The sequence below is a fragment of the Pseudomonas sp. BN414 genome (assembly GCF_029871275.1).
GTDB lineage: Bacteria > Pseudomonadota > Gammaproteobacteria > Pseudomonadales > Pseudomonadaceae > Metapseudomonas > Metapseudomonas resinovorans_C.
In genome coordinates, this window is record NZ_SSOL01000040.1 from 196,537 (window position 1) to 220,083 (window position 23,547).

Below are 23,547 nucleotides of genomic sequence, written 5' to 3' on the forward strand. Positions count from 1 at the left end.
TAAACAGGTTCTACGACGGGCTGCCCCCAGGTTGGCCCGCCTGGTATCCATGCACAGTCATCCAGTGCCAGGCGATTTCTTCGCGGCGGCACACCCAGACGCCTTCATGTTCCTGCACATGGTCGAGAAATCGCGCGAGCGCCATGGCGCGTGCGGGATGGCCGCTGATCCTGCCGTGCAGGCCGACGCTCATCAGCCCGGGTTGCCTTGCGCCTTCCCGCCAGAGGTAGTCGAAGGCGTCCTTCAACTGCTGGAAGAAATCCTGCCCCGATGCGAAGCCGTTGGGCATCAGGTAGCGGGCGTCGTTGTTGACCAGCGTGTAGGGGATGATCAGATGCGGCGGCGCGCCGGGGAGCCAGTAGGGCAGGTCATCGTTGTAGGCATCTGAGCTGTAGATGAAGCCGCCTTCCTCGCGCAGCAGTCGGCGGGTGTTGGCGCTGACCCGGCCGGTGTACCAGCCCAATGGACGGCGGCCGCAGATGCGCTCGATCAGTTCGATGGTCCGCTGGATGTGGCGGCGTTCCTCGTCTTCGGCCACGTCGCGATAGTCCAGCCAGCGATAACCGTGCCCGGCTACCTCGTGTCCGCCCGCATGCAGGGCATGGCCGATCTGCGGCACCAGTTCCAGGGCGCGACCCACGGCAAATGCGGTCAGCGGCAGTCGGCGTTCGTCGAACAGATCGAGGATGCGCCATACACCCGCACGAGAGCCGTATTCATACAGGCCTTCGACACTGAGGTCCCGCTCGCCGATCCGCGCAGGCCGGCCGGGTAGCTCGTGCAGGTAAGCCTCCGACTGGCCATCGCCGTTGAGCACACAGGATTCAGCACCTTCCTCTACGTTCAGCACGAACTGCACGGCCACCCTCGCATCGCCCGGCCAGCGCGGATGGGGTGGCTTGCCGCCGTAACCGAGCAGATCGCGCTCGACCATCAGCCCAGCTCGAAGGTGGTGACGCCGAAGACCCGGTGCTGGGTGACGACGGGCAACGGGCCGAGGTACATCCGGGCGCAACCGAAGACTTCCTCCATGCCAAGCCGCTGCACCAGGGCCATGGCGTCGGGATTGTTCTCCGGGGCATCGAGGAACAGCGGGCCACCGATGGCGAACTCGCTCAGCTGCGCGAAGAGGGCTTCGGCCGCGCTGGCATCTTCGGCGAACAAGGGGCCGATCTTGCAACCCGCGAGGCAGCGCCTGATGACCCCGAATCCGGCCAGCCGGCCATTGCGCTGGCAACCCAGGGCGAGGGCCTCGGGCTGGGTGATCCAGTCTTGCAGGAAGCGTGCACGGGGTGCAGGGAAACAGAGGCGGTCGTAGGTCTGCACCTCGTCCAGGGGGAAATCGGCAAGCGGCAGGATTTCTTCGTCGGGCGCCCATTCCGGTGGCTCGGCGACTTGCGTCTGGAACCGCAGGTTGCGATGGGAGAAGACGAAGCCACCCTTGGCGTAGTAGTCCTGCATGGCAAACACGCCGTCCATGCCGATGGCGGCACCCGGATTGAGGCGGGTGAGCAGACGGTCGCGGCGTGCGTGCCAGAGGATGTCGCCGAGTCCGCGCCCGCGAAATTCCGGGCGGATAATGAAGAACCCCATGAAACCGAACTCACCCGCGTAGGAGGTGATGGCGCCGCCACCGATAAGCACGCCGTCCAGGTCCGCTGCTATGTAGGCTTCCGGGTCGTTCGCCCAGAACAACTCGGCGTCGTGGAGGCCCGGATTCCAGCCTTCGCGCGCCGCCCAGCCAACCAGTTCGTCCAACTCGGGGCGCAGCATGTTGCGGATGACCAGCGGGATAGGCATGACGGGACTCCTCGGAGGAGGTGGACGCTATCGGTATAGCGCCAAGCGAGGAGGGCGGCCAGGCCGCCGGGCGGACATCAGGCGTCGCGCAAGAGGTCGTGGGAGTCCAGCAGGCGGTAGGCGATTTCCGGGTGCAGCTCCAGGCCCCGGCGAATGGCCGCCGGGATGGACTGGCGGGTCTTGCGGCAGAGGCCGGGCAGTTCGTCGATCTCGATATCGATGCCGCGCATGCTCCGCACTTCGTTGAAGCCAGGGGCGATATGCAGGCGCACCCCGAGCTGCTCGTATATGCGCCGCTGCATGTGTTCCAGGTCGGCAAGGCTCTGGATGTTCTCCAGCCGCTCCAGCAGGCGCTTCTCCTCCTGGCGGGTCAGCAGCAGGATGCGTACATCGGCACCTGGCGACTCCAGCAACTCCTCACGCCCGCAGTTGCAGGCACCAGGTGGGCAGGGTTGGCGGGTGGGGAGAGTGGGCGTCATGGCTTCCGATCATAGTCAGCCGAAGGCCCAGGCGCCAACGGCGCCCGGGTCCGGTTCAACGCAGCAGTTCCGCTACGGCCTGGAGGACGATCTCCGGTTTCTCGCGATGAGGGACGTGGCCGCAATCATCGATGAGCAGAACCCGCGACGGCCCGTCGGTCAGCCGTGCGATCTGTTGCGGGTGCAGGTCGGAGCCGAATTCGTCCAGGTCGCCATGGATGGCCAGCACCGGGCAGTCCAGGCGGTCGATCTCGGCTTCCAGGGTCCAGTCGGCGAATTCGGGTGACAGCCAGGTTTCGGTCCAGGCATCGAGCACCCAGCGGGCCTTGTCGCCGTGGTATCTCGCCAGGCGGTCGATCTGGCCGTCCTGCTGGAAGCCGGCCTTGGCTTCACGAATGCCTTGCAGGGTGCGGTCTTCGACGAACGCCTGGGCCGATTCGGTGATGAGCGCCAGGCAGTCTTCACGGTGGCGCGCGGCGCAATGGGTCGCCATACCACCGCCGACGCTATGGCCGAAGGCGATGAACTGGCCGATGCCCAGATGATCTTTCAGGGTCGGGAAGGCCTGTTCCGCTTCGTCGCCGACGAATCCGAGCGACAGTTCGCGTGGATTCGCGTCTGAGCGGCCGAAGCCGAGTCGGTCGTAGGCCACGACTGTCTTGCCGGTGATCGCAGCGAGTTTGCTGGGAAATTCACGCCACAGCTCGACGCAGCCGAGGGAGTCGTGGAAGAGGACGATGGGCGGCTCGTCGAAGGACGGGCTGAGGTGGGCAGGACTCCAGAGGCGAACGAACAGACGGCCATGCAGGCTGTCGATGTGCAGGTCCTGTGTATGGTGGCTGGGGCTTGGCACGGGTGACTCCAACACGATGATCGGCCTGCAGGTTGCCAGAAAATATCCGGGTAGCGGTAGAAGGTTGAATCAGTCTCTGGTCTGGATTGCCGCCCCGTCCTAAGCTTCGCCTTTCACTTCTGCAGGGACCGCTGCCCCATGAAAACCGCTCTCCTGATCATCGACGTCCAGCGCGCCATCAGCGTCGGCGAGTACGCCGCTTTCGAGATCGACCGTGTGATTCCCACCATCAATGGCCTCAGCGCCAAGGCGCGGGCCGCCGGGCTGCCCGTGGTGGTGATCCAGCATGAGGAGCCCGAAGCCTATTTCCTCTACGGCAGCGAGACCTGGCAACTGGCGGACGACCTGGTCGTGGCGGACAGTGACATTCGCGTGCGCAAGACCACCCCGGACTCGTTCCACCAGACCGAACTGCAGGATGTGCTGCAGCAGCGGGGTATCCAGCGCCTGATCATCTGCGGCCTGCAGACGGACTATTGCGTGGATACCACCGTGCGCCGTGCCCTGGCGCTGGGCTACGAAGTGGTGCTGCCAGCGGATGCTCACTCGACCCTCGACAACGCCGCCATCAGCGCCGCACAGATCATCGCCCACCACAATGCGGTGCTTGGCAGCATGTCGAGCTTCGGTGTGCGGGCGGAGGTGGTGCCCGCCGATCGGGTGCAGATCGAGGGCTGATCGCGTCCGCGGGCGCTATCGCTTACTGGCCATCGACGCTGCGCGGCAGCTGCAGAGGGTTGCCCTCGCGTAGCGCCTCGGGCAGCAATTCGTCCGGGAAGCCCTGGTAGCACACCGGTCTCAGGAAGCGTTCGATCGACGTCATGCCCACCGAGGTGAAGCGGCTGTCGGACGTGGCCGGGAACGGGCCGCCATGCACGGAAGCGAAGGACACTTCCTGTGGATGGGCGAAGGCGTTGACCACGATGCGCCCGGTACGTCTTTCGAGGACGGGGAGCAAGCGGCGAGCCAGGGGCGTGTCGCTGCCTTCGAGGTGCAGGGTTGCCGATAGCTGGCCGCGAAGCGAACGGGCCACGGCAAGCATTTGCTCCACATCTCCCACCTTCACCAGCAGCGCCACCGGCCCGAAGACCTCTTCCGCGAGCCGGGTCTCGGCGAGAAAACGCTCGCCATCCACCTCGAACAGCGTGGCGCGGCCATCCAGGTCGGCGCTGGTCACCGCGCCTTCGGCGATGCGTTGGGCGCCGGCTGCTTCCAGGCCATCGAGGCCGCTGACATAGGACGCGTGGATGCCCGGCGTGAGCAGGGTGCGCGCGGGGGCTGTCTCCAGGCGATTGACCATGGCCTCGCGCAGTTTGGTGAAGCCCGCGCCATCGATCGCGATAAGAATCGCCGGCTTGAGGCAGGCCTGGCCCACATTGGCCAGCATGCGTTCGATGAAGCCATCGCCGATCAGGCGGCCGCGCTCGGCCACGGCACCCGGCAGGATGAAGGTCGGGTTGACGCTGGTCATCTCGGTGAAAACGGGAATGGGGTCGGGGCGCTGCTGGGCGCGGCGGTACAACGCCATGCCGCCTGCTTCCGATCCGGTGAAGGTCACGGCCTTGATCAGCGGGTGATCCACCAGGGCCTCGCCGATGGTGTTTCCGCTGCCGCGCAGAATCGAGAAGACGCCTTCGTGCAGGCCACTCTCGCGCACCGCCTTGCGGATGGCCCGCGCCATGATTTCAGACGCGCCGGGGTGGGCATTGTGGGCCTTCACCACAACCGTCGCGCCGGCCGCCAGCGCCGAGGCGGTATCGCCACCGGCGACCGAATACGAGATGGGGAAATTGCTCGCGCCGAAAATCGCTACCGGACCGGTCGCCATCTTCTGCAGCCGGTGGTCCATGCGCGGACGCGGCTGGCGATCGGGCTGGGCTGTATCGATCGACAACTGGAGGAAGCGCCCTTTGCGCACCACTTCGGCGAACTGGCGGAACTGCGTGGCGGCCTTGCTGGCTTCGCCTTGCAGCTGCGCTTCGGGCAGCCCGGTTTCCAGCGCGGCACGGGCCGCCAGCACCTCGCGGACCTGCTCCAGATTGTCGGCGATGTGTTCGAGGAAGGCCGCCCGTTCTGCCAGCGTGCTGTGGCTGTAACTGTCGAACGCTTCGTCGGCCAGGGTGGCGGCCTGGTCCACCTCCTGCACGCCGCCGAAGGCGAAGTCCGGTTCCATGAGCTGGTTGGTCGCGGGATTGAGCGCCTTTATGACGCCTTGGCTGGCGGGCACGTCGCGGGCGCCGATGATGAGGTTTCCTGTCAAATCCATCTTTTTGTCACCTGATGATGCGGGGAATAGCGTCGTTTCGACGCAAGGCGCCGCCGCCAGAGGTAGCGGCGGCCCGGCGTGACGGTCAGTTGGCGAGGTTCGCGATGAGCTCGTTCGTCGTCACGATGGCGTGGGCGAAGGTGGGGCCGTTCAGCTCGTGGGCGGCATGCATCATGTCGTGGCGGAAGGCGGCGGTGGCGTCGCGCACCAGCGTGACGTGGTAGCCGAGTTCCGAGGCGAAACGGGCGGTCGCCTCGATGCAGGTGTTCGCCAGCAGGCCGACGATGATGACGTGGCTGATGCCCCGTTGCTTGAGGCGGAAGTCCAGGTCGGTATTGGCGAACCCGCTGGAGCCCCAGTGTTCGGAGATGATCGTGTCGCCTTCACGGGGCGCGAAATCCGGGTGCCACTCGCCGCCCCATTCGCCACGGGCGAAGTGATGGCCGTGCATGATCTTGCACTGGGTGGGCGTCGGGTGGTCCCAGCTTTCGTAGTCGCCCGGCTCCCAGCGCCGATGCGGCACGATGAACACCGGGATACCGTGATCGCGGATTGCACGGTCGAGCGTGCGCAGGTTGTCGAGCAGGCCGACTTCCGAGGCGATGGGTTCGATCAGGGGAAAGATGCGCCCGCCTTCGGAGAGGAAGTCGTTGTAAGGGTCGACCAGCAGGTAGGCGGTTTTGTCGATGGGATAGGGGGTGTTCGACATCATGGGGTCCTCGTGGTTAGGGGATGTCCATTGCTCCCTGGATTGACTTTGTCCGTTATCGCTATGAAAATCATATTTACAAAATCACCCCCCGGAGACGCCATGTCAAGCCCGAGAAAATCCGCCGAGACGCTGTGTCCGGTTGCCCGCGCCGAGGACCTGGTGGGCGACCGCTGGACGGTGCTGGTCCTACGTGAACTGTTCATGGGCAACCGTCGATTCGATGAGATCCAGGCGCAGACCGGTGGTACGCCGCAGATGGTCGCCACTCGCCTGAAGCAGATGGAGGCGGACGGCCTGGTGCTGCGCACGCGCTACAACGAGCGGCCGGTACGCTACGAGTATCAGCTCACCGCCAAGGGCGAGGCCTTCTATCCCGTGATCCTTGCCCTGCGCGCCTGGGGTGAGCAGTGGTGCAAGACCGCGGAGGAGGGGGTCGCGGTGCACTTCACCCACAAGACATGCGGTCAGCCCGCCGGCCTGGGGCCGCTGTGCGATGGCTGTGGCGAGGTCCTGCGGCGGGAAGACCTGAGCGGCGAGCAAAACCCGGCCTATGCCGAGGAACGCAACGAACGGCGCGAGGCGTTTCGGGCTGCCCGGGGAGCGGCCGCCTCTGAGCAGAAGGGCGGCTAGGTTCGCATGTCGTTCCGGCGATGCTTCCCCACCAGCAGGAGCACCGCCAGCACGCCGCACAGCAGGCCGAGGGACAAGGGCATCCCCTGATACCCGATCAGCTGCATCGCCAGCCCGGTCACGGGTGCGCCCACCAGGCCGCCAACGCCCCAGCCGAATGCGAAGGCCGCATTCCCGGCAATCAGGATCTGGCCGGTGAAACGCTCGCCGAGCTGGATCAGCGACATGGTGTAGATCCCGAACGCGAACCCGCCCCAGACGAAAACGAACGGCCAGACGAGCCAGGAGTTCAAGGCCGATGGCAGCAGCAGGCAGCCTGCCAGCGACGCCAGGGTGCAGACCAGCATGGTCCGCCGCGAGCCAGCCTTTTCGGCCACGCGGCCGAGCAGGATCTGCAGCCCTGCATTGCCCGCGATGTAGCAGGTGATGAGCGAGGCGATGCGCTCCTCCGTATGGCCGAACGCGGCGCCGTATACCGCGAACAGCGAAAGCAGTATCTGCTCGAAGGCGGCTGCCGCGAAAACCGCGAACAGCAGGAGCGGCGCCAGGGCGACGAAGCCGCCGACCGAGGTTGCCTCACCTTCATGCGATGTCTTCGGCAGGCGCGGCACAACCGCCAGCACGATCAGGCCGCAGAGCAGGAAGGCCACGATGCCGACCATGAAGGGCGGCCACCCTTGCGTGCCGACCATGCCAAGGGACAAGGGACCGAGGGCGAAGCCAGCGGAAACGATCGATGAGTAGAGCCCGAGGATTCGACCGCGCCGAGCGGCGGGCGTGATCGCCATCAGCCAGGTTTCACTGATCACGTAGAGCGGGTTGGCGAAGAAGCCGAGCAGGAAGCGCAGCGGCATCCAGGCCCAGACCTGATGGGTCCAGGCAATCGCGATAAGGCTGAGTGCGGCCAGCATCGAACACAGGATGGCGAGCCGTCCTCCGCCCACTCGCCGCACCAGCGCCGGGATGAGGGGCGAGGACAGGATGAAACCCAACGGAGTCATCGCCGCCGACAAGCCGATCAGCGCTGGCGTCGTTCCCTGCCGCTCGAGGATGAAGCTGAGCAGCGGATAGGTCAGCCCCTGCGCCAGGGCGAACACCGAGACGGTCGCGATGATGCCAGCCAGCGCGGCCCAGGGAATCCTGTCCCCACGTGCTGATGTCGTGCTGTTGGCCGTCATGCGGACCTCATTCCTCCCAGAAAGGCTTGGCGATCTCTACCTCGCCCCGGCTTTGTCCCAGGCCGATGTCGTCGCTCCAATGGGGGTTGGCCTTCGCCATGCGTTCAAGTTCCCCACGAAAGCCTTTGCGCTTTCCAGGTCGCGAAATGCAACGCAAGGTCGCCAGATTGTAGGGTCGGCGCGACGCTTTCGCCGGTCACAGGGATGGGGAGTATCGTTCATGACGAGCTCCTTGGGGGACGAGGTTGATCTCGACCCCCAAGCAGGACTCTCCAGGGATATGAACAGAGCGGTTCTTGAGAGGCGGATGCACAAAGCCATCGAATTGGACCCCAATGTAGCCGACACCCGGGCGGCTGCGACGGTGCCATTCCGCGACGCCGCGACGCTGGCGCATTTTGTCGATGGCTATCGCAAGGCCGGCCTTCCCGAGTGACTCCTCAGCGCCCGCCGGCACCGCTGCGGGAGCGTTCGGAGCTTTCCACCAGCACTGCTTCGGCGAGCCCGTTGAGGCGTTGCCAGAGCGCCGGAGAAATCTCCATGCCATTTTCCAGGGCCTGCTCGCGGGCGAGGGCGAAGTCATCGGGGGTAACGACGCGCTCGCTTCCGGTAGCGTCGACCTCGCATGCTGGCTGCGGCCCGGCGGGTGTACCCAGGATCAGGCGCAGCGACTGCCGGCCCGCCCGAGGCAAACCCTGCGCAAGTTCGTGGGTCAGGAAGGTCGGGTAGGCGGCGCCAGGTTCGATCCGGGCGAGGTGGCCGAGTACCGGTGCGTGGCCATTCTCCCAGCTGGCCTGGACCCAAAGCCCGCGCCGTGCGCAGTCTCCAAGCAGTTTGAGGATGAACTTGCGGTTATGGCAGTTCCGCACCTCGACGCGGAGCGAGGCCTGCTCAACGGCCTGGACACAGGCCAGTTCCAGCAGTGCCGGGAGGCAGTTCAGGGCGCTGCGCCCGTGACAGTCGGCGACCAGGCTGCCGGTGCCCTCGGCCAGCAATTCGGCCGCGGCGCGATCACGGTCGGCCACCAGGTCCAGCGCCCGCTCCAGTTCGCCCAGGCCGTCCTCACCGTGCAATTGCAGCCAGCCGACCAGGGCGGCGGCGTCTTCATAGTGGCCCGGCGTGTAACCCATGCCCTCGAACACCCGCTTGAGCAGGGAAGTCAGTTCATTGGCGGAAATCAGCATGGCGTTTTCTCCTGGGTAGGGGCCAGCGGCAGGAACCAGTCATCGTCGAACGGCTGGCCGATGTCCTCCAGCACGGGAGCGCCCTGGAACATGGTGTTGCGGACCCACAGGCGCGAGCGCGGGTCGAACTTGCTCACCCCGAAGAACGACAGCTTGCATCGCAGCAGGTGCATCGGCAGGACGTCGCGGTCCAGCAGGTTGGCGCGGATCTCGCCGTAGTGAGTGGTCGCCATGCCCTGGATGCGGCGCACGATGCTGCGCTGTTCCGGGTGGCCGAGCAGGAAGCGCGCGACGTTATGCTGCGGGTGTTGCGCCAGGTAACCGGCGAGTTGCCGATGGCATTGCTGGACCAGGTAACCGATGCCCAGCGGCATCTGCTTTTCCTTGCCTTCGTCGAGGCTGCAACTGCCCAGGCGCGGTTCCTGTTTCTCTTCGGAGCGGTACCAGAAGGTTTCCTGGGCGCCATCGGCTTCGAAGTCGATGGCCAGCGCCCAGTCGTAGCAGCTCTCGATCAGGGCTTTCAGCTGCTGCGCGGCCATCTCCGGTTGCAGCTGGAGTTGTTCCGGCAGGGCCAGGCGGTCCTCCAGTTCATCCACCAGCTCGGGATGCAGTTCCAGCAGGATGCAGTTGACCAGCTCCTGGCCTTGCAGGCTGGCATGGGCGAGGGCCCACTCCTGCAGGGCTTGCCAGGAGTCCAGTGGAGCCTGGCCGAGCGAGTCGTGCAGATTGCGCAGGTCCGCCAGCACGCGCTGGTTGTTGCCGGTCTGCCATTGGTCCTCGGTGAAGGTTTCCTCGATATGGCGGATGGCCCGGTCGACCAGCTCGGGGAAGCGAGCCTTTCGTGCGGGCGCCACGGGGTGGATGGCGAGGATGCGGGCCAGGGCCAGTTCGCGCATTTCGATCCAGCGGCTGATCAGTTGTGGGTGGTTGATCAGGTAGGGCGCCATGCCGAGGCCGGTAGAGTTGCCGATGCCGAAGTAGCGCTTGATCGCCGGCTCGAAGGGCACGGCCGTGGTCGGCGAGCGGCGTCGGGCAATGTGCTCGGCTTGTTGCAGGCTGAAGTTGCGCAGCATGAAGCAGGTGAACATCTCGGCCGAAAACGGACGGGCGAAATCCGGGTGCTTGCGGCTGACTTTCTCCCAATCGGCCATACCCAGCTTGCCGCTGCCGTAGACGGCCGTGGTGCGGTACAGGTAGCCGACCTTGGCGATCTGGCCGATCTCCGGCTGCCGGCCCTGGGCCAGGGCGTCCACCACGCTGTCGAAGTTGCGCATGCTGCGGTTGGCGCGGGACAGCACCATCACCTTGGCGTCGAGCCGGCCGGCTTCCTGCAGCGGCACATTGCGGCGCAGGTAGTCGACATAGGCGTCATCCACATCGCCCTCGCAGAGCGCCATGGTCAGGTCCCATTCACTGGCGATGACACGGTCGTTGCGCTTCTCCGGGGCGAGGTATTGCGAGAACAGCACGAAACTGAACAGGTCGCTGCGGGTGCGGATGCGGTAGATGACCGTGCCGTAGCCGTCAGCATCCAGCTCGAAGCGTTGCGCCTCGATCTGCCAACGCTCACGCATGATCCGGCGGACCAGGCTGCGCATGAAGCTCAGGCGGCTCTGATGCAGGCTGCCGAGCCGTTCCAGGTCCATGACCAGGCTGGCAGGGCGCATGGGCAGGCTCGCGGCTTCGGGCAAGCCGGAATCCATGATTGAAGGGGTGCTCATTCTGGGGCCCTCAACTGGCGTAACCGCATACCCGGGCCGGCTGGCGACCGGGAGCGGCTTGTTATTTGTCTGCCGTCGATGGTGGGACAGCCGGCGTCCCCGAGCAATTCAGATCGCCCTATCGCCTGATAAGCAATCCTTATTCAAATGGTTTGATCGATCAGCGTGGCTAGCGCCAGTCGTCCGGTTCGAGTTCGTTGTCCCGCAGGATGAACTCGAACAGTGCCTGGGCGGCCACCGGCAGGGAGCGGTTGGCCAGGCGGACGATGCCGATATCGCGCGTCACCAGTGGGTCGGACAGGGGGATGAAGCGCAGTTGGCCGGCCTCGGCGGGGAACGCGAAGCGGGGCAGGGTGGTGATGCCCATGCCTGCTTCGATCATGGCTAGCAGGGAAATCATGTTGGAGATATAGAACTGCGAATCGGCCACCAGCTCCTCTGCGCGGGTACCGCTGAGCAGACGCGAGGTGCCATTGGCGATCAGGCGTTCGCCGCGCAGTTGCTGCCAGCCGATCTGCTCCTCGGCGGCAAGCGCATGGTCCTGGCGGCAGACCACGCCGATGCTGTCTTCCCAGATCGGGATGAAGCGAATGTCGCTCTCGGTTTCCCAGAGACTGGAGATGCCGAAGTCCACCTGCTGGTTCTCGACCATGGTCAGGACCGCCTCGGAGTTGTCGTCGAACAGACTGACGTGGAGGTCCGTGGCATCGCCAATGAAGCGCGTGAGGATGTCCGGCAGGAGGCGGCTGGCAATCGATGGCACGGACGCGATGCGCAGGTGGCCGGACTTGTATTGCGCGATCAGGCTCATGTCGCGCACCACGCGGTCGTGGTGCTCGATCAACTCCTTGGCGTAGGCGAGGAACTGAATGCCAAAGGGCGTCAGCTCCGGCTTGGTGACCCGCGCATTGCGCTTCTCGAACACCGGTTGGCCCAGCTTGCCTTCAAGGTCGCGAATGGACAGCGAAATGGCCGGCTGGGTGCGGTGCGCCCGTTCGGCCGCCGCATGGAAACCCTGGAGCTCGGCAACCCAGACGAAGTGACGAAGTTGCACGATCTTCAGGTCTGGCAGCATGGTAAGTTTTCCTTATCAATCAATATTTACAACTAATTTTAGTTTATCTGAGACGGCACCTACCATGCGCTCAAAGCGAGAGCGGAGGTGCACATGTCCAACAAGATTTTCAGCAACTACATCGATGGCGCCTGGGTCGAAGGCGCCTCGAGTATTGCCAACCGAAGCCCTGCGAACGTCGACGACGTCGTGGGTCATTACACCCAGGCCGACGCCCGCCAGGTGGACGATGCGATTCGTGCCGCCAGCGCTGCCCAGCAGGTCTGGGCACGCAGCGGACTGGAAGAGCGCTACCAGGTGCTCATGGCGATCGGCAACGAGCTGATCGCCCGCAAGGCCGAACTCGGCGAACAACTCGCCCGGGAAGAAGGCAAGACCCTGGCCGAGGGCGTTGGCGAGGTCTATCGCTCCGGGCAGTTCTTCCACTATTACGCGGCCGAGGTCCTGCGCCAGTTGGGTGAGACAGCGGATTCCGTGCGTCCCGGCGTAGAGATCGAAGTCCGTCGTGAGCCGGTCGGTGTGGTCGCCATCATCACCCCCTGGAACTTCCCGATGGCCACGGCCGCCTGGAAGATCGCCCCGGCCCTGGCCTTCGGCAACGCAGTGGTGTTCAAGCCGGCCAATGCCGTACCGGCCAGTGCCTGGGCGCTGACCGAGATCATCTCCCGCCAGGCCTTGCCGGCCGGCACTTTCAACCTGGTCATGGGCAGCGGTGCCGACGTCGGCGAACGCCTGATCCACTCCAGCGCAATCAATGCCCTGAGCTTCACCGGATCGGTGGAAACCGGGCGCCGGGTCGCCGCCGCAACGGCCGCCAACTTCGTGCGCTGCCAGCTGGAAATGGGCAGCAAGAACGCCCTGGTGGTGCTCGACGATGCCGATCTGCCGCTGGCCGTGGAGTGCGCGGTGAACGGCGCCTTCTTCGGCACTGGCCAGAAGTGCACCGCGTCGTCGCGACTGATCGTCACCGAGGGCATCCATGACCGCTTCGTCGAGGCACTGGTTGAGCGCATGGGGCAGCTGAAGGTCGGGCACCCACTGCGTGAAGGCATGCAGATCGGCCCGGTGATCGACGAGCGCCAGCTGGCGCAGAACCTTCGCTACATCGAAGACGCCAAGACCGAAGGTGCGCGCCTGGTGTGCGGTGGCGAGCGCATCGCCGAAGAGCACGAAGGCTTCTACATGCGCCCGGCGCTCTTCGTCGACACCCGCAATGACATGCGCATCAACCGCGACGAAGTGTTCGGCCCCATCGCCTGCGTCATCAAGGCGCGGGATTACGAGGAGGCGCTGGCCATCCTCAACGACACGCGCTTCGGGCTCACGGCCGGGATCATGACCCAGTCGCTGAAGTACGCCAGCGACTTCAAGCGCCGCGCCAACACCGGCTGCGTGATGGTCAACCTGCCCACTGCCGGCACCGACTATCACGTGCCGTTCGGCGGCCGCAAGGATTCCAGCTTCGGCCCCCGCGAGCAGGGGCAGTACGCCCGTGACTTCTACACGGTGGTCAAGACCGTCTACGTGCGTCCCTGAGGGAGAGAGCGCCATGCAAGAGCTTCTGATGATCGACGGCCTGCAGTATTCCAACTGGAGCCCCGAGCTGTTCCGGCAGATGCAGGAGGGCGGCCTGAGTGCCGTCCACGCCACCATCGCCTACCACGAGACCGCCCGCGAAACCCTGTCGCGCATCGGTGAATGGAATCGTCGCTTCGAGGCCTTCCCTGAGCTGATCCGCCCGGTGCGTCAGGCTTCGGATATCCGCCTGGCCCACCAGGAAGGACGGGTCGGGATCTTCTTCGGCTTCCAGAACTGCTCGCCCATCGAGGACGACATCGACCTGGTGGAGATCTACCGCCAGCTCGGCGTCTTCATCATGCAGCTGACATACAACAACCAGAGCCTGCTGGCGTCGGGCTGCTACGAGAGCGAAGACAACGGCATCAGCCGCTTCGGTCGCCAGGTGATCCAGGAGATGAACCGTGTCGGCATGATCATCGACATGTCCCACAGCGCCGAACGCAGCACCCTGGAGGCCATCGAGCTGTCGACCCGGCCGGTGATCATCTCCCACGCCAACCCGACCAGCTTCCACGCGGCCAAGCGCAACAAATCCGACGCGGTGCTGCGTGGCATTGCCGAATCGGGCGGCCTGCTCGGCTTCAGCACCTATCCCTTCCACCTGCGCGGCGGCTCGGCGTGCCGGCTTGAGGACTTCTGCGACATGGTCGCGCGCACGGCGGACCTGATGGGCGTGGAGCACATCGGTATCGGCACCGACCTCTGCCAGCAGCAGCCACTGCAGGTACTGGAGTGGATGCGCAACGGCCGCTGGAGCAAGGCCAAGGACTACGGCGAAGGCTCGGCGGACAACGCCGACTGGCCGGCGCCACTGCAGTGGTTCCGCGACAGCCGCGACTTCCCCGTCATCGCCCGTGGCCTGCGCGAGCGCGGCTTCGACGAGGACGAGGTACGCAAGATCATGGGCCTGAACTGGCTCGACCTGCTGGAGCGCAGTACCGCGCCGCGGCAGTGATTTCCTGATTTCCCCCAACGTGAGGACGCCATGAACAAGAACAAGAAAAGAGCCTCGACCTACTCCCACCCTGGAGTTGGCCTGCGCCCGACGATACATCACCTTGATCCGCTGCCTCCGGGAGGCAGGAGCGAAACGCAGCCACCGTGCTGACGTCGCGCTTCGCCCCATTCCTGAACCCATGGTCATTCGCTCTGCCGATTTCGATTCGGTGGAGCCAGCGCAACAACCTGGAGGCATCATGAAATTGTTCCCGACCCAGACCGTAGGCAGCGAACCGATGAAGTGCTCGGCACTACAAGGCATCGACTTGCCCCTGTTCGTCATCAGCGGCGGCTTCCTGCTCGCCTTCCTGATCGCGGCATTGGTGGATATCGATGCGGTTTCCGCGCTGGTCAACACGCTGTTCGCCTGGTCGACGAAAGTCTTCGGTTTCTATTGGCAGCTCCTGATGCTGGCGACCTTCCTGGTCAGCCTGGGCATCGGCTTCAGCAAGTACGGCCGCGTCCGGCTGGGTGGCATCGACCGGAAACCCGACACCAGCACGTTCAACTGGATCGCCGTGATCATGTGCGCACTGCTCGCCGGTGGTGGCGCCTTCTGGGCAGCCGCCGAACCGCTGATGCATTTCGCCAGCCCGCCACCCCTGTTCGCCGGCGTACAGCCGAACACCGAGCAGGCGGCCCATGTGGCGCTGGCCCAGTCGTTCGTGCACTGGGGCTTCCTCGCCTGGGCGGTGCTCGGCAGCCTGCTGGCGATCGTGTTGATGCACCTGCATTACGACAAGGGCCTGCCGCTGGCACCGCGCACGTTGCTGTATCCGCTGCTGGGCGAGCGCGCGCTGAAAGGGCCGATCGGTAACCTCGCCGACGCCACGTCGATCATCGCGGTGGTCGCCGGCACCATTGGCCCGATCGGTTTCCTCGGGCTGCAGATCAGCAATGCGCTGCACGCGGTCTGGGGCCTGCCCAACGACCTGCTGACCCAGTCCATCACCATCATCCTGGTGACGGCCATGTACACCACGTCCTGCCTGGTCGGTCTGAACGGCATCCGTTTCGTCAGCGAGATCAACGTCTGGCTGATGATCGGCCTGGCGCTGTTCATGATCATCGCGGGGCCAACCCTGTTCATCCTGTCCGGCTTCCCGGCAGCATTCGGTCTGCAGCTGGAGCACTTCCTGCCCATGACCCTGTATCGCGCCGACCCGAAATGGCTCGACTGGTGGACGGTGTTCTACTGGGGCTGGTTCATCGGTTATGCGCCGATGATGGGCCTGTACGTCGCCAAGATTTCCCGTGGTCGCAGCATCCGCCAGATCGTCCTGACGCTGTCGGTCATCGCCCCGCTGGTCACCATGTTCTGGTTCACCGTGGTGGGTGGCACCGGTATCGGCCTGGAACTGCAGACCCCCGGCATCGTCACTGCCCACGGCACCCAGCCCGAAGCCATGCTGCTGGGCGTCACCCAAAGCCTGCCGCTGGCGGGGCTGGTCTCCGCGCTGTTCCTGTTCCTCAGCTTCATTTCGGTGGCCACCAACGGCGATGCCATGGCGTACACCGTGGCCATGGCAATGTCCGGCAGCGACTCGCCGAAGAAGTGGCTGCGTGCCTTCTGGTGCATCGGCATGGGGCTGGCGGCGGTCGTGCTGATCACCATCGGCTCGGGCGGGGTCTCGGCGCTGCAGTCCTTCATCGTCATCACCGCCGTCCCGGTCTCCCTGCTGATCCTCCCGGCGCTGTGGAATGCCCCGCAGATCGCACGTCGGCTGGCCCGGGAACAGCAGGTCTAGTCCCTTGGGAGGGTGCGATGGCCGTCGCCCCTCCTTTTTTCTTCCTATGCTGGAGAACCCAATGAAACAGTCCGTGAGTACCCGTTTGTATCCGTCCAAGGCGCCGCTGGAGTGGGCCGTGATCGGTAACGGGACCCTGTACACGGCGCAGATTCCCATCGACGTCGAGGGGCGTGTGGTGGAAGGGGGCATCGAGGCCCAGACGCGCCAGACCCTCGACAACCTCAAGCACACCCTGGCGTGCGCCGGGCTCGGCCTGGAGGCCGTGACCCAGGTGCTGATCTACGTGACCGACCGCAGTTACCTGGCAACCGTGAATGCGGTCTATGCCGAGTACTTCGCCGCGCCCTATCCGAATCGCGCCGCCATGGTCGTGGCCGGGCTGGCCCGCGAGGAAATGCTCGTGGAGCTGGTGGTCTACGCGGTGGCCTGACCTGCCGCTGTCGCCGGTCCGCTCCGGTGATCCCGGAGGACCGGTTTCCGCCTGCCGATTGTCCCGGCGGCGACTCCTACTACGCTTGAACCTTGTACGAGTGCCTTTCCGTCACGAGCGGACCGGCGCTCGCACCCTTTTCGCCGTATGGCCTGACCTGGGAGCTTGGGATGGAATGGTTGCTCAACCCGGAAATATGGGTGGCCTTCTTCACGTTGACCGCGCTGGAAATCGTTCTCGGCATCGACAACATCATCATGATCGCCATCCTCGTCGGGCGTATGCCGCCGCACATGCAGGCGCGCACGCGCTTCTTCGGCCTGGCTCTGGCGATGGTTACCCGCATCCTGCTGCTGCTTTCCATCTCCTGGATCATGCGGCTCACCAACGACCTGTTCGAGGTGGCCGGGCAGGGGATTTCCGGGCGCGACCTGATCCTCTTCTTCGGCGGCCTGTTCCTCCTCTGGAAGAGCAGCAGTGAGATGTACCAGGGGCTGGAAGGCGAGGATGAAATAGCCGACGAGCCACGGAGCCTGGCCGGGGGCTTCATCGGCACCATCATCCAGATCGCCCTGATCGACATCGTCTTCTCGCTGGACTCGGTGATCACCGCCGTCGGCATGGTCTCCAACGTCCCGGTGATGGTGGCCGCCATCGTGGCCGCCGTGCTGGTGATGATGCTCGCCGCCGGCACCATCAGCACTTTCATCGACAGGCACCCGAGCCTGAAGATGCTGGCGCTATCGTTCCTGGTGGTGGTCGGCACTGTGCTGATCGCCGAATCGTTCGACGTTCATGTGCCCAAGGGCTACGTCTACTTTGCCATGGCCTTCTCCCTGGCCGTCGAAGCACTCAACATCCGTGCCCGCGCGGCTCGCGGCCGCAAGGCGGCAGAGCCGGTGAAGTTGCGCAAGGACATGATGGGCGAGTGAGTGTTGGCTTTTCGTAGGAGCGAGCTTGCTCGCGAACCTTCCGAGCCGACCTTTCGCGAGCAAGCTCGCTCCTACAAGGGTGGCGCCTGCCCAGGGATAAAGCAGTTGGGCGACAAGTCCGCTTCAGCTCTGATGCGAGCTTGAGCGTATGAAGCGGAAGAGCGAGTGTGCTGTGCTTCTGTAGGAGCGAGCTTGCTCGCGAACCTTCCGGGCCGATCTTCGCGAGCAAGCTCGCTCCTACAAGAGTGGGGCCCGCTGGGAATAAAAAAGCCCGCCAACACGAATGTTGGCGGGCGAAGCAGGCAGGGACTAGAGCCAGCGTCCCCGCCCAGGGAGTAATCAGCTGAGGCGGAATTGCGCGTGAAGGCGCATCACGTAACCGAGCTTGATCGCGATCGGTCCGAGGAGTGTCAGCAGGTGCGCCAGCACCAGGCAGCCCATGGAGAGGTATGCGTCGAAGACGTAGGCCAGCAGGGCTCCTATCACCAGCATGGCGCTGCCACTGACCAGCAACTGGCTGCCAAGCAAGTAGACGCGCTGGGGGGATTCGAAGAAAGCGAACATATCCAATGCTCCAGCAGGCGTTGCGCCTGCCAAGGGCGTCCGTGACGGGGTCACGGACGCCGGGTCCATGCAGGGTGATCAGGCCACCGGAATCATTGGATCGGCGGCGGCCAGGGCGGCGGTGCGATCGGCTGCCGGGGGATAGATCCACATCGTGTTGATCTGCGTCTTGAGCTCCTTGGCTTCGGCCTTCACCAGTTTCAGCTGGCGGTCCCAGCCTTCGGTGAACACCGCGCCCCAGGCACCCAGGTCCAGGCACGTCACGTACTTGGGCTGGCGGTAGGGCGTGGGCGACACGCCCAGGATGTCGGCGGCGACGTTGTTGCCGGCATGGCGACCGAGGGAGATCGCATGCTGGCAGGACATGGCGGCGAAGTTGCCGATGTCGTCGGTGGCGGCATAGGCGACGTCACCGGCAGCGAAGATGTTGTCCTGGCCGCGCACCTTGAGGTTCTCGTCCACATGCAGCCGGCCCTGGGCATCGCGCACGCTGGACAGTTGCTCGGTCAACGGGCTGGCCCGGAAGCCGACGGTCCAGATCACCGTATGGCTCTCGATATGGCGACCGTCGGCGAGGGTCACGCCATTGGCGTCCACTGCGGCAACGCTGGTTCCGAGAACCCACTCGATGCCGAGATGATCGGAGGCTTCGACGATCGACGGGCGAATCCCGTCGCCCAGGGCGGCGCCGATTTGCGGGGCGCGGTCGATGACGATCACGCGGATATCCTGGTCGCTACCCAGTACCTCGCGCAGGCGCGCCGGCATCTCGGTGGCCGTCTCGATACCGGTGAAGCCGCCGCCGGCGACCACCACGGTATTGCGAGCCAGGCTGTAGGGGCGCTCCGCGAGGGACTTGAGGTGCTGTTCCAGGCGAGTCGCGGATTCGATCTGGTCGACGTCGAAGGCATGTTCGGCCAGGCCAGGAACCGGTGGGCGGGCCAACTGGCTGCCGGTCGCCAGGACCAGGCGGTCGTAGTGCAGCTCCTGCTGGCGGCCAGCCTCGTCGCTGTAACCGACGGTCTTGGCCTGCTCATCGATGCGCTCTGCAGTGCCTTTGACGAAACGCACGCCAACCGAATCGAACAGAGCATCCAGGGGCGCAAACATGGCATGGACGTTGGGCTCGTAGAAGCGCGGACGAATACGCAGTTCGGCCTGGGGCGCGAGCAGGGTGATTGCCACATCGTTGCGATCATGTTTATCCAGCAAACGTGCGGCGCTCAATGCGCTCCAGAGTCCACCGAAACCTGCGCCAACAACCAGAATTTGTTGTTTCATGAAGTGCTCCTCGAAAGAAGTGCCCAATAAGATTGATGTTGTTTTTTAAAGCTCCGGCGTGACGATTACAGGTCCATTGATACTGGGTTCCCATATTCGCTGTATCGGATCGTCCGCTGTGGTTACATGCTATCGATGGATATCTGTTGGCGCACTTCTACATAGGGTCAGCAGAATTATGCGTCAGTCGAATTGATATATACCTAGGTATAAGTCGTGTGCGTCCGGTAACATTTCCAATGTTCTCAGGGGCGCTCGCGCAGGGCGATTTCGATGCAGTTCAGCAGTGTGTCGGCTTCGAAGGGTTTGGGGAGGCAGGCGACCATTCCGGACGTATCGGGGCCGATGGCGCCGGGGTAGGCGGTGATGAAGATGGTGGGAATACGAAAACCCATCGCGATGAGTTTTTCATGCATCTCGACGCCGCACATGCCCGGCATCTGGATATCGGAGATCAGGCAGTGCGCTTCGGCGGGGCCGCTGGAGCCTAGGAACTCCAAGGCGTCGGAGTAGGTTCTGGCCTGGTAGCCGCTGGCCCTCAACAAGCTCTCCAGCGCCGTACGGATTGATTCGTCATCATCGACGACTGCAATAACAGCCATATTGCGCACCTGAGTATCTGCGTCATGTGGGGTCGCTCGTTGCGGCGGCCTGTCGTTATTTCAAGATACGCTGTCTCATAACGTCGAGAAGTATACCTACGTATAGTCTCCGCCCCTCGAAGCGAAGCACTTCTGGGTTCTCCGTCGACGCATCATACCCAGGTACAAGTGCACGCCCCGAATGGATACTTCATCTGCACTGACGTACAAATTAACTGTTTCCGGTATCTCGAATAATCTGGCACTACTCAGTCATTGGCTTCCGGTAACTCCGGAGGTGCATGGAAAGTTGTAAAAGACCCATTAACCAGGCGGCGGACATCATGAACAGAAATGACCTGCGGCGTGCTGACCTCAACTTGCTGGTTGTCTTCGAGACCATGATGCGTGAGCGCAATGTCACTCGTGCCGGAGAGCGCTTGTTCATCGGCCAGACGACGGTCAGCAGTGCATTGGCCCGCCTGCGCTCGATGTTCAACGACCCGCTGTTCATCCGCACCGGCGGGGTCATGGAGCCGACCGCGCGGGCCGAGGAAATCCATGCCCGTCTGGCACCGGCCCTGGATGGCATCGCAGTGGCCCTGAGCTGCTCCCAGGAGTTCGACCCGCGCACCAGCGATGCGGCATTTCATGTCGGACTCTCGGACGATGTCGAGTACGCGCTGCTCCCGCAGCTGATGAAGCACCTGCGCGACGAGGCACCGAACATCACCCTGGTGGTGCGCCGGGTGGACCAGTGGCAATTGCCGCAGTTGATCACCACGGGCGAAATTTCCGTGGGCATCAGCCTGGCGCAGGGATTGCCGGCCAGCTCCCACTGCAAACGCCTGCGGCCGATGCAGCCGATGTTGCTGCGTGGCGATTCGGCGGCATGCAGCCTGACGCTGGACGAGTTCTGCGCGCGGCCCCATGTGGTGGTGTCCTCGATGGGCAACGTCATCGATGACGTCGATCATGTCCTGGCTGTGATGGGGCGCCAGCGCAAGGTGGTGCTGGCGGTGCCGCAGTTCAGTGCCTTGCCGGGGCTGCTCGCCGGCAGCGACATGGTCGCTATCGTGCCGGACTACGTTGCCCAGGCCATGGAGCGGCTGCACGGGATGCACGCCGAGTTCGCGCCGCTGGAGCTACCTGCTCCGGACCTGTCCATGGCCTGGCGTGGCGCGAGCCACGACGACCCGCGTGAACGCTGGCTGCGCTCGTGCTTTTTCCGTCACCTCGGCGAGGCGGTGGAACAGGCAGCGGTTGCGGCCTGAGGGGCGAGAGCCGGGGCGGGGCGGGTGGAATACCGATCAGTGTTCCCGCGTGAAGCGGCTGCGGTAGTCGCGAGGAGAGATGGACAGGTTTCGCTGGAAGGTGCAGCGCATCCGTTCCTCGTCGCCGAATCCGCAGAGCCGGGCGATCTGCTCGATATTGCGCGGGGAGTTCTCCAGCAAGCGCTTCGCGGCTTCCAGGCGGAACAGTTCGATGGCCTTGGAGGGCGTCCGGCCGGTCTTGAGCTTGTAGACTCTGGAGAAGTTGCGCTGGCTCATTTGCGCGCGCTCGGCCAGGCGTTCGACCGTAAGGCTTTCGTCCCCCAGGTTTTCCGTCAGCCACAGGTGCAGGTCGTCAAATGCGGCGCTTTCCCCCGATTGCGACTGCAGCAGCGTGCTGTATTGCGCCTGGCCACCCGGTCGCTTGAGGTAGACCACCAGTTCCCTGGCCACCTGCATGGCCACTTCGCGGCCACAGTCGGCTTCCACCAGGGCCAGTGCCAGGTCGATGCCGGCGCTCACGCCCGCCGACGTCCACACGGTTCCCTGCTGAATGAAGATCGCGTCGGCATCGACATCAATGGCCGGAAAACGCTCCTTGAGCGTGTCGCACATGGCCCAGTGGGTGGCGGCGCGCCGGCCATCGAGCAGGCCGGCCTTGGCCAGCAGGAATGCGCCACTGCAGACGGCCGCGACACGCCGAAAGCGGTGGGCCGCGCCCGACAGCCAATCAACCAGCTCGCCGTGGCTGTCCAGGGACAGGCAGATTCCCGGGGCGCCGGGTACGACGAGGGTGTCGGCCGGGGGAGCGCTGGGCTGATCAAGTCGGGACGTGTCTACGGCGAGACCTTCGACGGTCTGCACCAGCCCGCCTTCGAGGCTGGCGGTGCGCAGCTGGTAACCGGGCATCTGGCGTGCGGACAGCGCCTTGGTGGCGGCCCAGAACACTGTCTGGGCACCGGTCAGGTCGAGCAGCCCGATTTGCGGGTAGGCCACGAACACCACTTCGCGAGGCCGGTCCCACGTCGAAGTCCGCGTGTCGAATGTGCCGTCCCTGGGTGGGGGTTTCCCTTGGCTGCCTGGAGAATCGACCATTGTCGCCGCCGTGACTGTTCGAATGGCATTGGGAAGTATGTGTCGCCGTGCTTTTTTTCAAGCGATCCACGAGGGTCGATCGTCGGAAAGTCGGATGAGGTGTGCGGCGTTCCGGGTTGGCCGATAACAAGGGTTTTATGTCCTGGCTGGTGCCTCGGCAAGCGCGATAGCCTCGTCAATGCTGAGCGCACTGTTCTCGGCGCCCCAACCCGCGTTATCAACATTCCAGCCATAGGCCTTCCCAACGTGCATAACGCCCGGCAGACGCCGAGGCCATTGCGTTGCCGCAAGGGGGGGCATGGACTAGATTTTTTGACCAGCACGCTGTGTTTTGCCGGTCTTCAGCAAGGAGACAAGATGAGTTCGTGGTCGCAAACAACTTCGACCAAAAGCACATGCGAACAGAAGGAACCCGTGGTTTATGTGGTCGATGACGATGAGTCGATGCGGCTGGCACTCGAGGGTCTGCTGCGCTCCATCGGACTGCGCGTCGAGACGTTCGAATCGTCCCAGGAATTCCTTGCCTTCCCGAAGAACAACGTCCCCAGCTGCCTGATCCTTGACGTCAGGCTGCGTGGCGAGAGTGGCCTTGCCTTCCAGGAACAGGTGGAGAAGAGCGGCTTGCGCATGCCGATCGTGTTCATGACCGGGCATGGCGACATCGCGATGACGGTCAAGGCGATGAAGGCCGGGGCGATCGACTTCCTCGCCAAGCCGTTTCGGGACCAGGACATGCTCGATGCAGTGGCCAATGCCCTGGCGAAGGACGGCGAGCGCCTGGCCGCCGAGCAGTCCATCGCGACGCTGCGCACTGCATTCGATTCGCTCACCGTGCGTGAGCGGGAAGTCATGGGGTTCGTCGTCGCCGGCCTGATGAACAAGCAGATCGCCTCCGAACTCAACCTCAGCGAAGTCACCGTGAAAGTCCATCGCGGACAGGTCATGAAGAAGCTGGCCGCGCGCTCCGTCGCGGACCTCGTCAGAAAATCGGAATCCCTGGGCATCCAGCCGCAGTCACGCAAGTCGTCCTGATTTCGGCATCAGCGGCAGTGCCCTTGCGGCCTGTCGCTGACCCGCCGAGGCGCCAGCGTCCATCGCAATGACGGGCGGCAGCCTGAGGGCAGGGTGCGTCATTCAAGAAATCCTACTTATGGCTCCGAAACC

24 protein-coding genes are annotated in these 23,547 nt (G+C 64.3%); 10 read left to right on the forward strand and 14 right to left on the reverse strand.

Annotated features, from left to right (window positions below; translation table 11 throughout):
- Positions 1–10 precede the first annotated feature (10 nt).
- From E8E95_RS07300 to E8E95_RS07315, 4 genes are all read right to left on the reverse strand, one after another.
- On the reverse strand, positions 11–934 hold the full coding sequence (locus E8E95_RS07300; protein WP_280349219.1) for a polysaccharide deacetylase family protein: 924 nt from the start codon (positions 932–934) through the stop codon (positions 11–13).
- A complete protein-coding gene (locus tag E8E95_RS07305; RefSeq protein WP_280349220.1) occupies positions 934–1,800 on the reverse strand; it encodes a GNAT family N-acetyltransferase in 867 nt (288 codons plus the stop codon). The genes E8E95_RS07300 and E8E95_RS07305 overlap by 1 nt, the downstream gene beginning before the upstream one ends.
- A gap of 77 nt (positions 1,801–1,877) precedes the next feature.
- Entirely contained in the window at positions 1,878–2,279 is a 402-nt protein-coding gene (locus E8E95_RS07310) for a hypothetical protein (protein WP_179059135.1), read from the reverse strand.
- A 55-nt stretch (positions 2,280–2,334) separates the two neighbouring features.
- Positions 2,335–3,132 carry an alpha/beta hydrolase gene (locus tag E8E95_RS07315; RefSeq protein ID WP_280349221.1) on the reverse strand — a complete coding sequence of 266 codons (798 nt, stop codon included), beginning with the start codon at positions 3,130–3,132 and terminating at the stop codon, positions 2,335–2,337.
- Between the two features lie 138 nt (positions 3,133–3,270).
- Here E8E95_RS07315 and E8E95_RS07320 point away from each other — a divergent pair, with 138 nt between their 5' ends.
- Entirely contained in the window at positions 3,271–3,810 is a 540-nt protein-coding gene (locus E8E95_RS07320; protein WP_280349222.1) for a cysteine hydrolase family protein, read from the forward strand.
- Positions 3,811–3,832: 22 nt separating this feature from the next.
- Here the strand turns inward: E8E95_RS07320 and E8E95_RS07325 are convergent, their stop codons facing one another.
- Positions 3,833–5,398: an aldehyde dehydrogenase (NADP(+)) gene (locus E8E95_RS07325; RefSeq protein WP_280349223.1), complete on the reverse strand. Its 1,566-nt coding sequence runs from the start codon at positions 5,396–5,398 to the stop codon at positions 3,833–3,835.
- Between the two features lie 85 nt (positions 5,399–5,483).
- Positions 5,484–6,107: an isochorismatase family cysteine hydrolase gene (locus E8E95_RS07330; protein ID WP_280349284.1), complete on the reverse strand. Its 624-nt coding sequence runs from the start codon at positions 6,105–6,107 to the stop codon at positions 5,484–5,486.
- Positions 6,108–6,209: 102 nt separating this feature from the next.
- On the opposite strand from E8E95_RS07330, the gene E8E95_RS07335 reads away from it, so the two are divergent.
- Positions 6,210–6,740, forward strand: a complete 531-nt coding sequence (locus E8E95_RS07335) for a helix-turn-helix domain-containing protein (RefSeq protein WP_280349224.1) — start codon at positions 6,210–6,212, stop codon at positions 6,738–6,740.
- On the opposite strand, the gene E8E95_RS07340 is transcribed toward E8E95_RS07335, so the two are convergent.
- Entirely contained in the window at positions 6,737–7,918 is a 1,182-nt protein-coding gene (locus tag E8E95_RS07340; RefSeq protein ID WP_280349225.1) for an MFS transporter, read from the reverse strand. The two genes, E8E95_RS07335 and E8E95_RS07340, sit on opposite strands and share 4 nt — an antisense overlap.
- A gap of 307 nt (positions 7,919–8,225) precedes the next feature.
- On the opposite strand from E8E95_RS07340, the gene E8E95_RS07345 reads away from it, so the two are divergent.
- Entirely contained in the window at positions 8,226–8,354 is a 129-nt protein-coding gene (locus E8E95_RS07345; RefSeq protein WP_280349226.1) for a hypothetical protein, read from the forward strand.
- A gap of 4 nt (positions 8,355–8,358) precedes the next feature.
- On the opposite strand, the gene E8E95_RS07350 is transcribed toward E8E95_RS07345, so the two are convergent.
- The 3 genes from E8E95_RS07350 to E8E95_RS07360 all read right to left on the reverse strand — a co-directional run bounded on the left by E8E95_RS07350 (position 8,359) and on the right by E8E95_RS07360 (position 11,898).
- Positions 8,359–9,102 carry a DUF3726 domain-containing protein gene (locus E8E95_RS07350; protein ID WP_280349227.1) on the reverse strand — a complete coding sequence of 248 codons (744 nt, stop codon included), beginning with the start codon at positions 9,100–9,102 and terminating at the stop codon, positions 8,359–8,361.
- Positions 9,096–10,805, reverse strand: coding sequence for a hypothetical protein (locus tag E8E95_RS07355; protein WP_280349285.1), 1,710 nt, complete (start codon positions 10,803–10,805; stop codon positions 9,096–9,098). The genes E8E95_RS07350 and E8E95_RS07355 overlap by 7 nt, the downstream gene beginning before the upstream one ends.
- A gap of 187 nt (positions 10,806–10,992) precedes the next feature.
- Positions 10,993–11,898 carry a LysR family transcriptional regulator gene (locus E8E95_RS07360; protein WP_280349228.1) on the reverse strand — a complete coding sequence of 302 codons (906 nt, stop codon included), beginning with the start codon at positions 11,896–11,898 and terminating at the stop codon, positions 10,993–10,995.
- A gap of 93 nt (positions 11,899–11,991) precedes the next feature.
- Here E8E95_RS07360 and E8E95_RS07365 point away from each other — a divergent pair, with 93 nt between their 5' ends.
- From E8E95_RS07365 to E8E95_RS07385, 5 genes are all read left to right on the forward strand, one after another.
- A complete protein-coding gene (locus E8E95_RS07365) occupies positions 11,992–13,434 on the forward strand; it encodes an aldehyde dehydrogenase family protein (protein ID WP_280349229.1) in 1,443 nt (480 codons plus the stop codon).
- A 13-nt stretch (positions 13,435–13,447) separates the two neighbouring features.
- On the forward strand, positions 13,448–14,434 hold the full coding sequence (locus tag E8E95_RS07370) for a dipeptidase (RefSeq protein WP_280349230.1): 987 nt from the start codon (positions 13,448–13,450) through the stop codon (positions 14,432–14,434).
- A 280-nt stretch (positions 14,435–14,714) separates the two neighbouring features.
- The gene (locus E8E95_RS07375; RefSeq protein ID WP_280349286.1) at positions 14,715–16,226 is read left to right on the forward strand and encodes a BCCT family transporter; all 1,512 of its coding nucleotides are present in this window, start codon (positions 14,715–14,717) and stop codon (positions 16,224–16,226) included.
- Between the two features lie 61 nt (positions 16,227–16,287).
- Complete coding sequence (locus E8E95_RS07380; protein ID WP_107504124.1) at positions 16,288–16,659, forward strand: RidA family protein; 372 nt, start codon at positions 16,288–16,290, stop codon at positions 16,657–16,659.
- Between the two features lie 170 nt (positions 16,660–16,829).
- Entirely contained in the window at positions 16,830–17,591 is a 762-nt protein-coding gene (locus E8E95_RS07385) for a TerC family protein (protein ID WP_280349231.1), read from the forward strand.
- A gap of 339 nt (positions 17,592–17,930) precedes the next feature.
- Here E8E95_RS07385 and E8E95_RS07390 read toward each other — a convergent pair whose 3' ends face one another.
- From E8E95_RS07390 to E8E95_RS07400, 3 genes are all read right to left on the reverse strand, one after another.
- Entirely contained in the window at positions 17,931–18,155 is a 225-nt protein-coding gene (locus tag E8E95_RS07390; RefSeq protein ID WP_280349232.1) for a transmembrane sensor/regulator PpyR, read from the reverse strand.
- A gap of 78 nt (positions 18,156–18,233) precedes the next feature.
- Positions 18,234–19,436: an NAD(P)/FAD-dependent oxidoreductase gene (locus E8E95_RS07395; RefSeq protein WP_280349233.1), complete on the reverse strand. Its 1,203-nt coding sequence runs from the start codon at positions 19,434–19,436 to the stop codon at positions 18,234–18,236.
- Between the two features lie 245 nt (positions 19,437–19,681).
- On the reverse strand, positions 19,682–20,038 hold the full coding sequence (locus E8E95_RS07400; RefSeq protein ID WP_280349234.1) for a response regulator: 357 nt from the start codon (positions 20,036–20,038) through the stop codon (positions 19,682–19,684).
- Positions 20,039–20,361: 323 nt separating this feature from the next.
- On the opposite strand from E8E95_RS07400, the gene E8E95_RS07405 reads away from it, so the two are divergent.
- Entirely contained in the window at positions 20,362–21,291 is a 930-nt protein-coding gene (locus E8E95_RS07405) for a LysR substrate-binding domain-containing protein (RefSeq protein WP_280349235.1), read from the forward strand.
- 36 nt (positions 21,292–21,327) lie between these two features.
- Here E8E95_RS07405 and E8E95_RS07410 read toward each other — a convergent pair whose 3' ends face one another.
- Positions 21,328–22,284, reverse strand: a complete 957-nt coding sequence (locus E8E95_RS07410; protein ID WP_348532575.1) for a DJ-1/PfpI family protein — start codon at positions 22,282–22,284, stop codon at positions 21,328–21,330.
- Between the two features lie 456 nt (positions 22,285–22,740).
- Here E8E95_RS07410 and E8E95_RS07415 point away from each other — a divergent pair, with 456 nt between their 5' ends.
- Positions 22,741–23,415 (forward strand): response regulator transcription factor, encoded by a 675-nt coding sequence (locus tag E8E95_RS07415; RefSeq protein ID WP_280349287.1) that lies wholly within the window; start codon positions 22,741–22,743, stop codon positions 23,413–23,415.
- Positions 23,416–23,547: the final 132 nt, after the last annotated feature.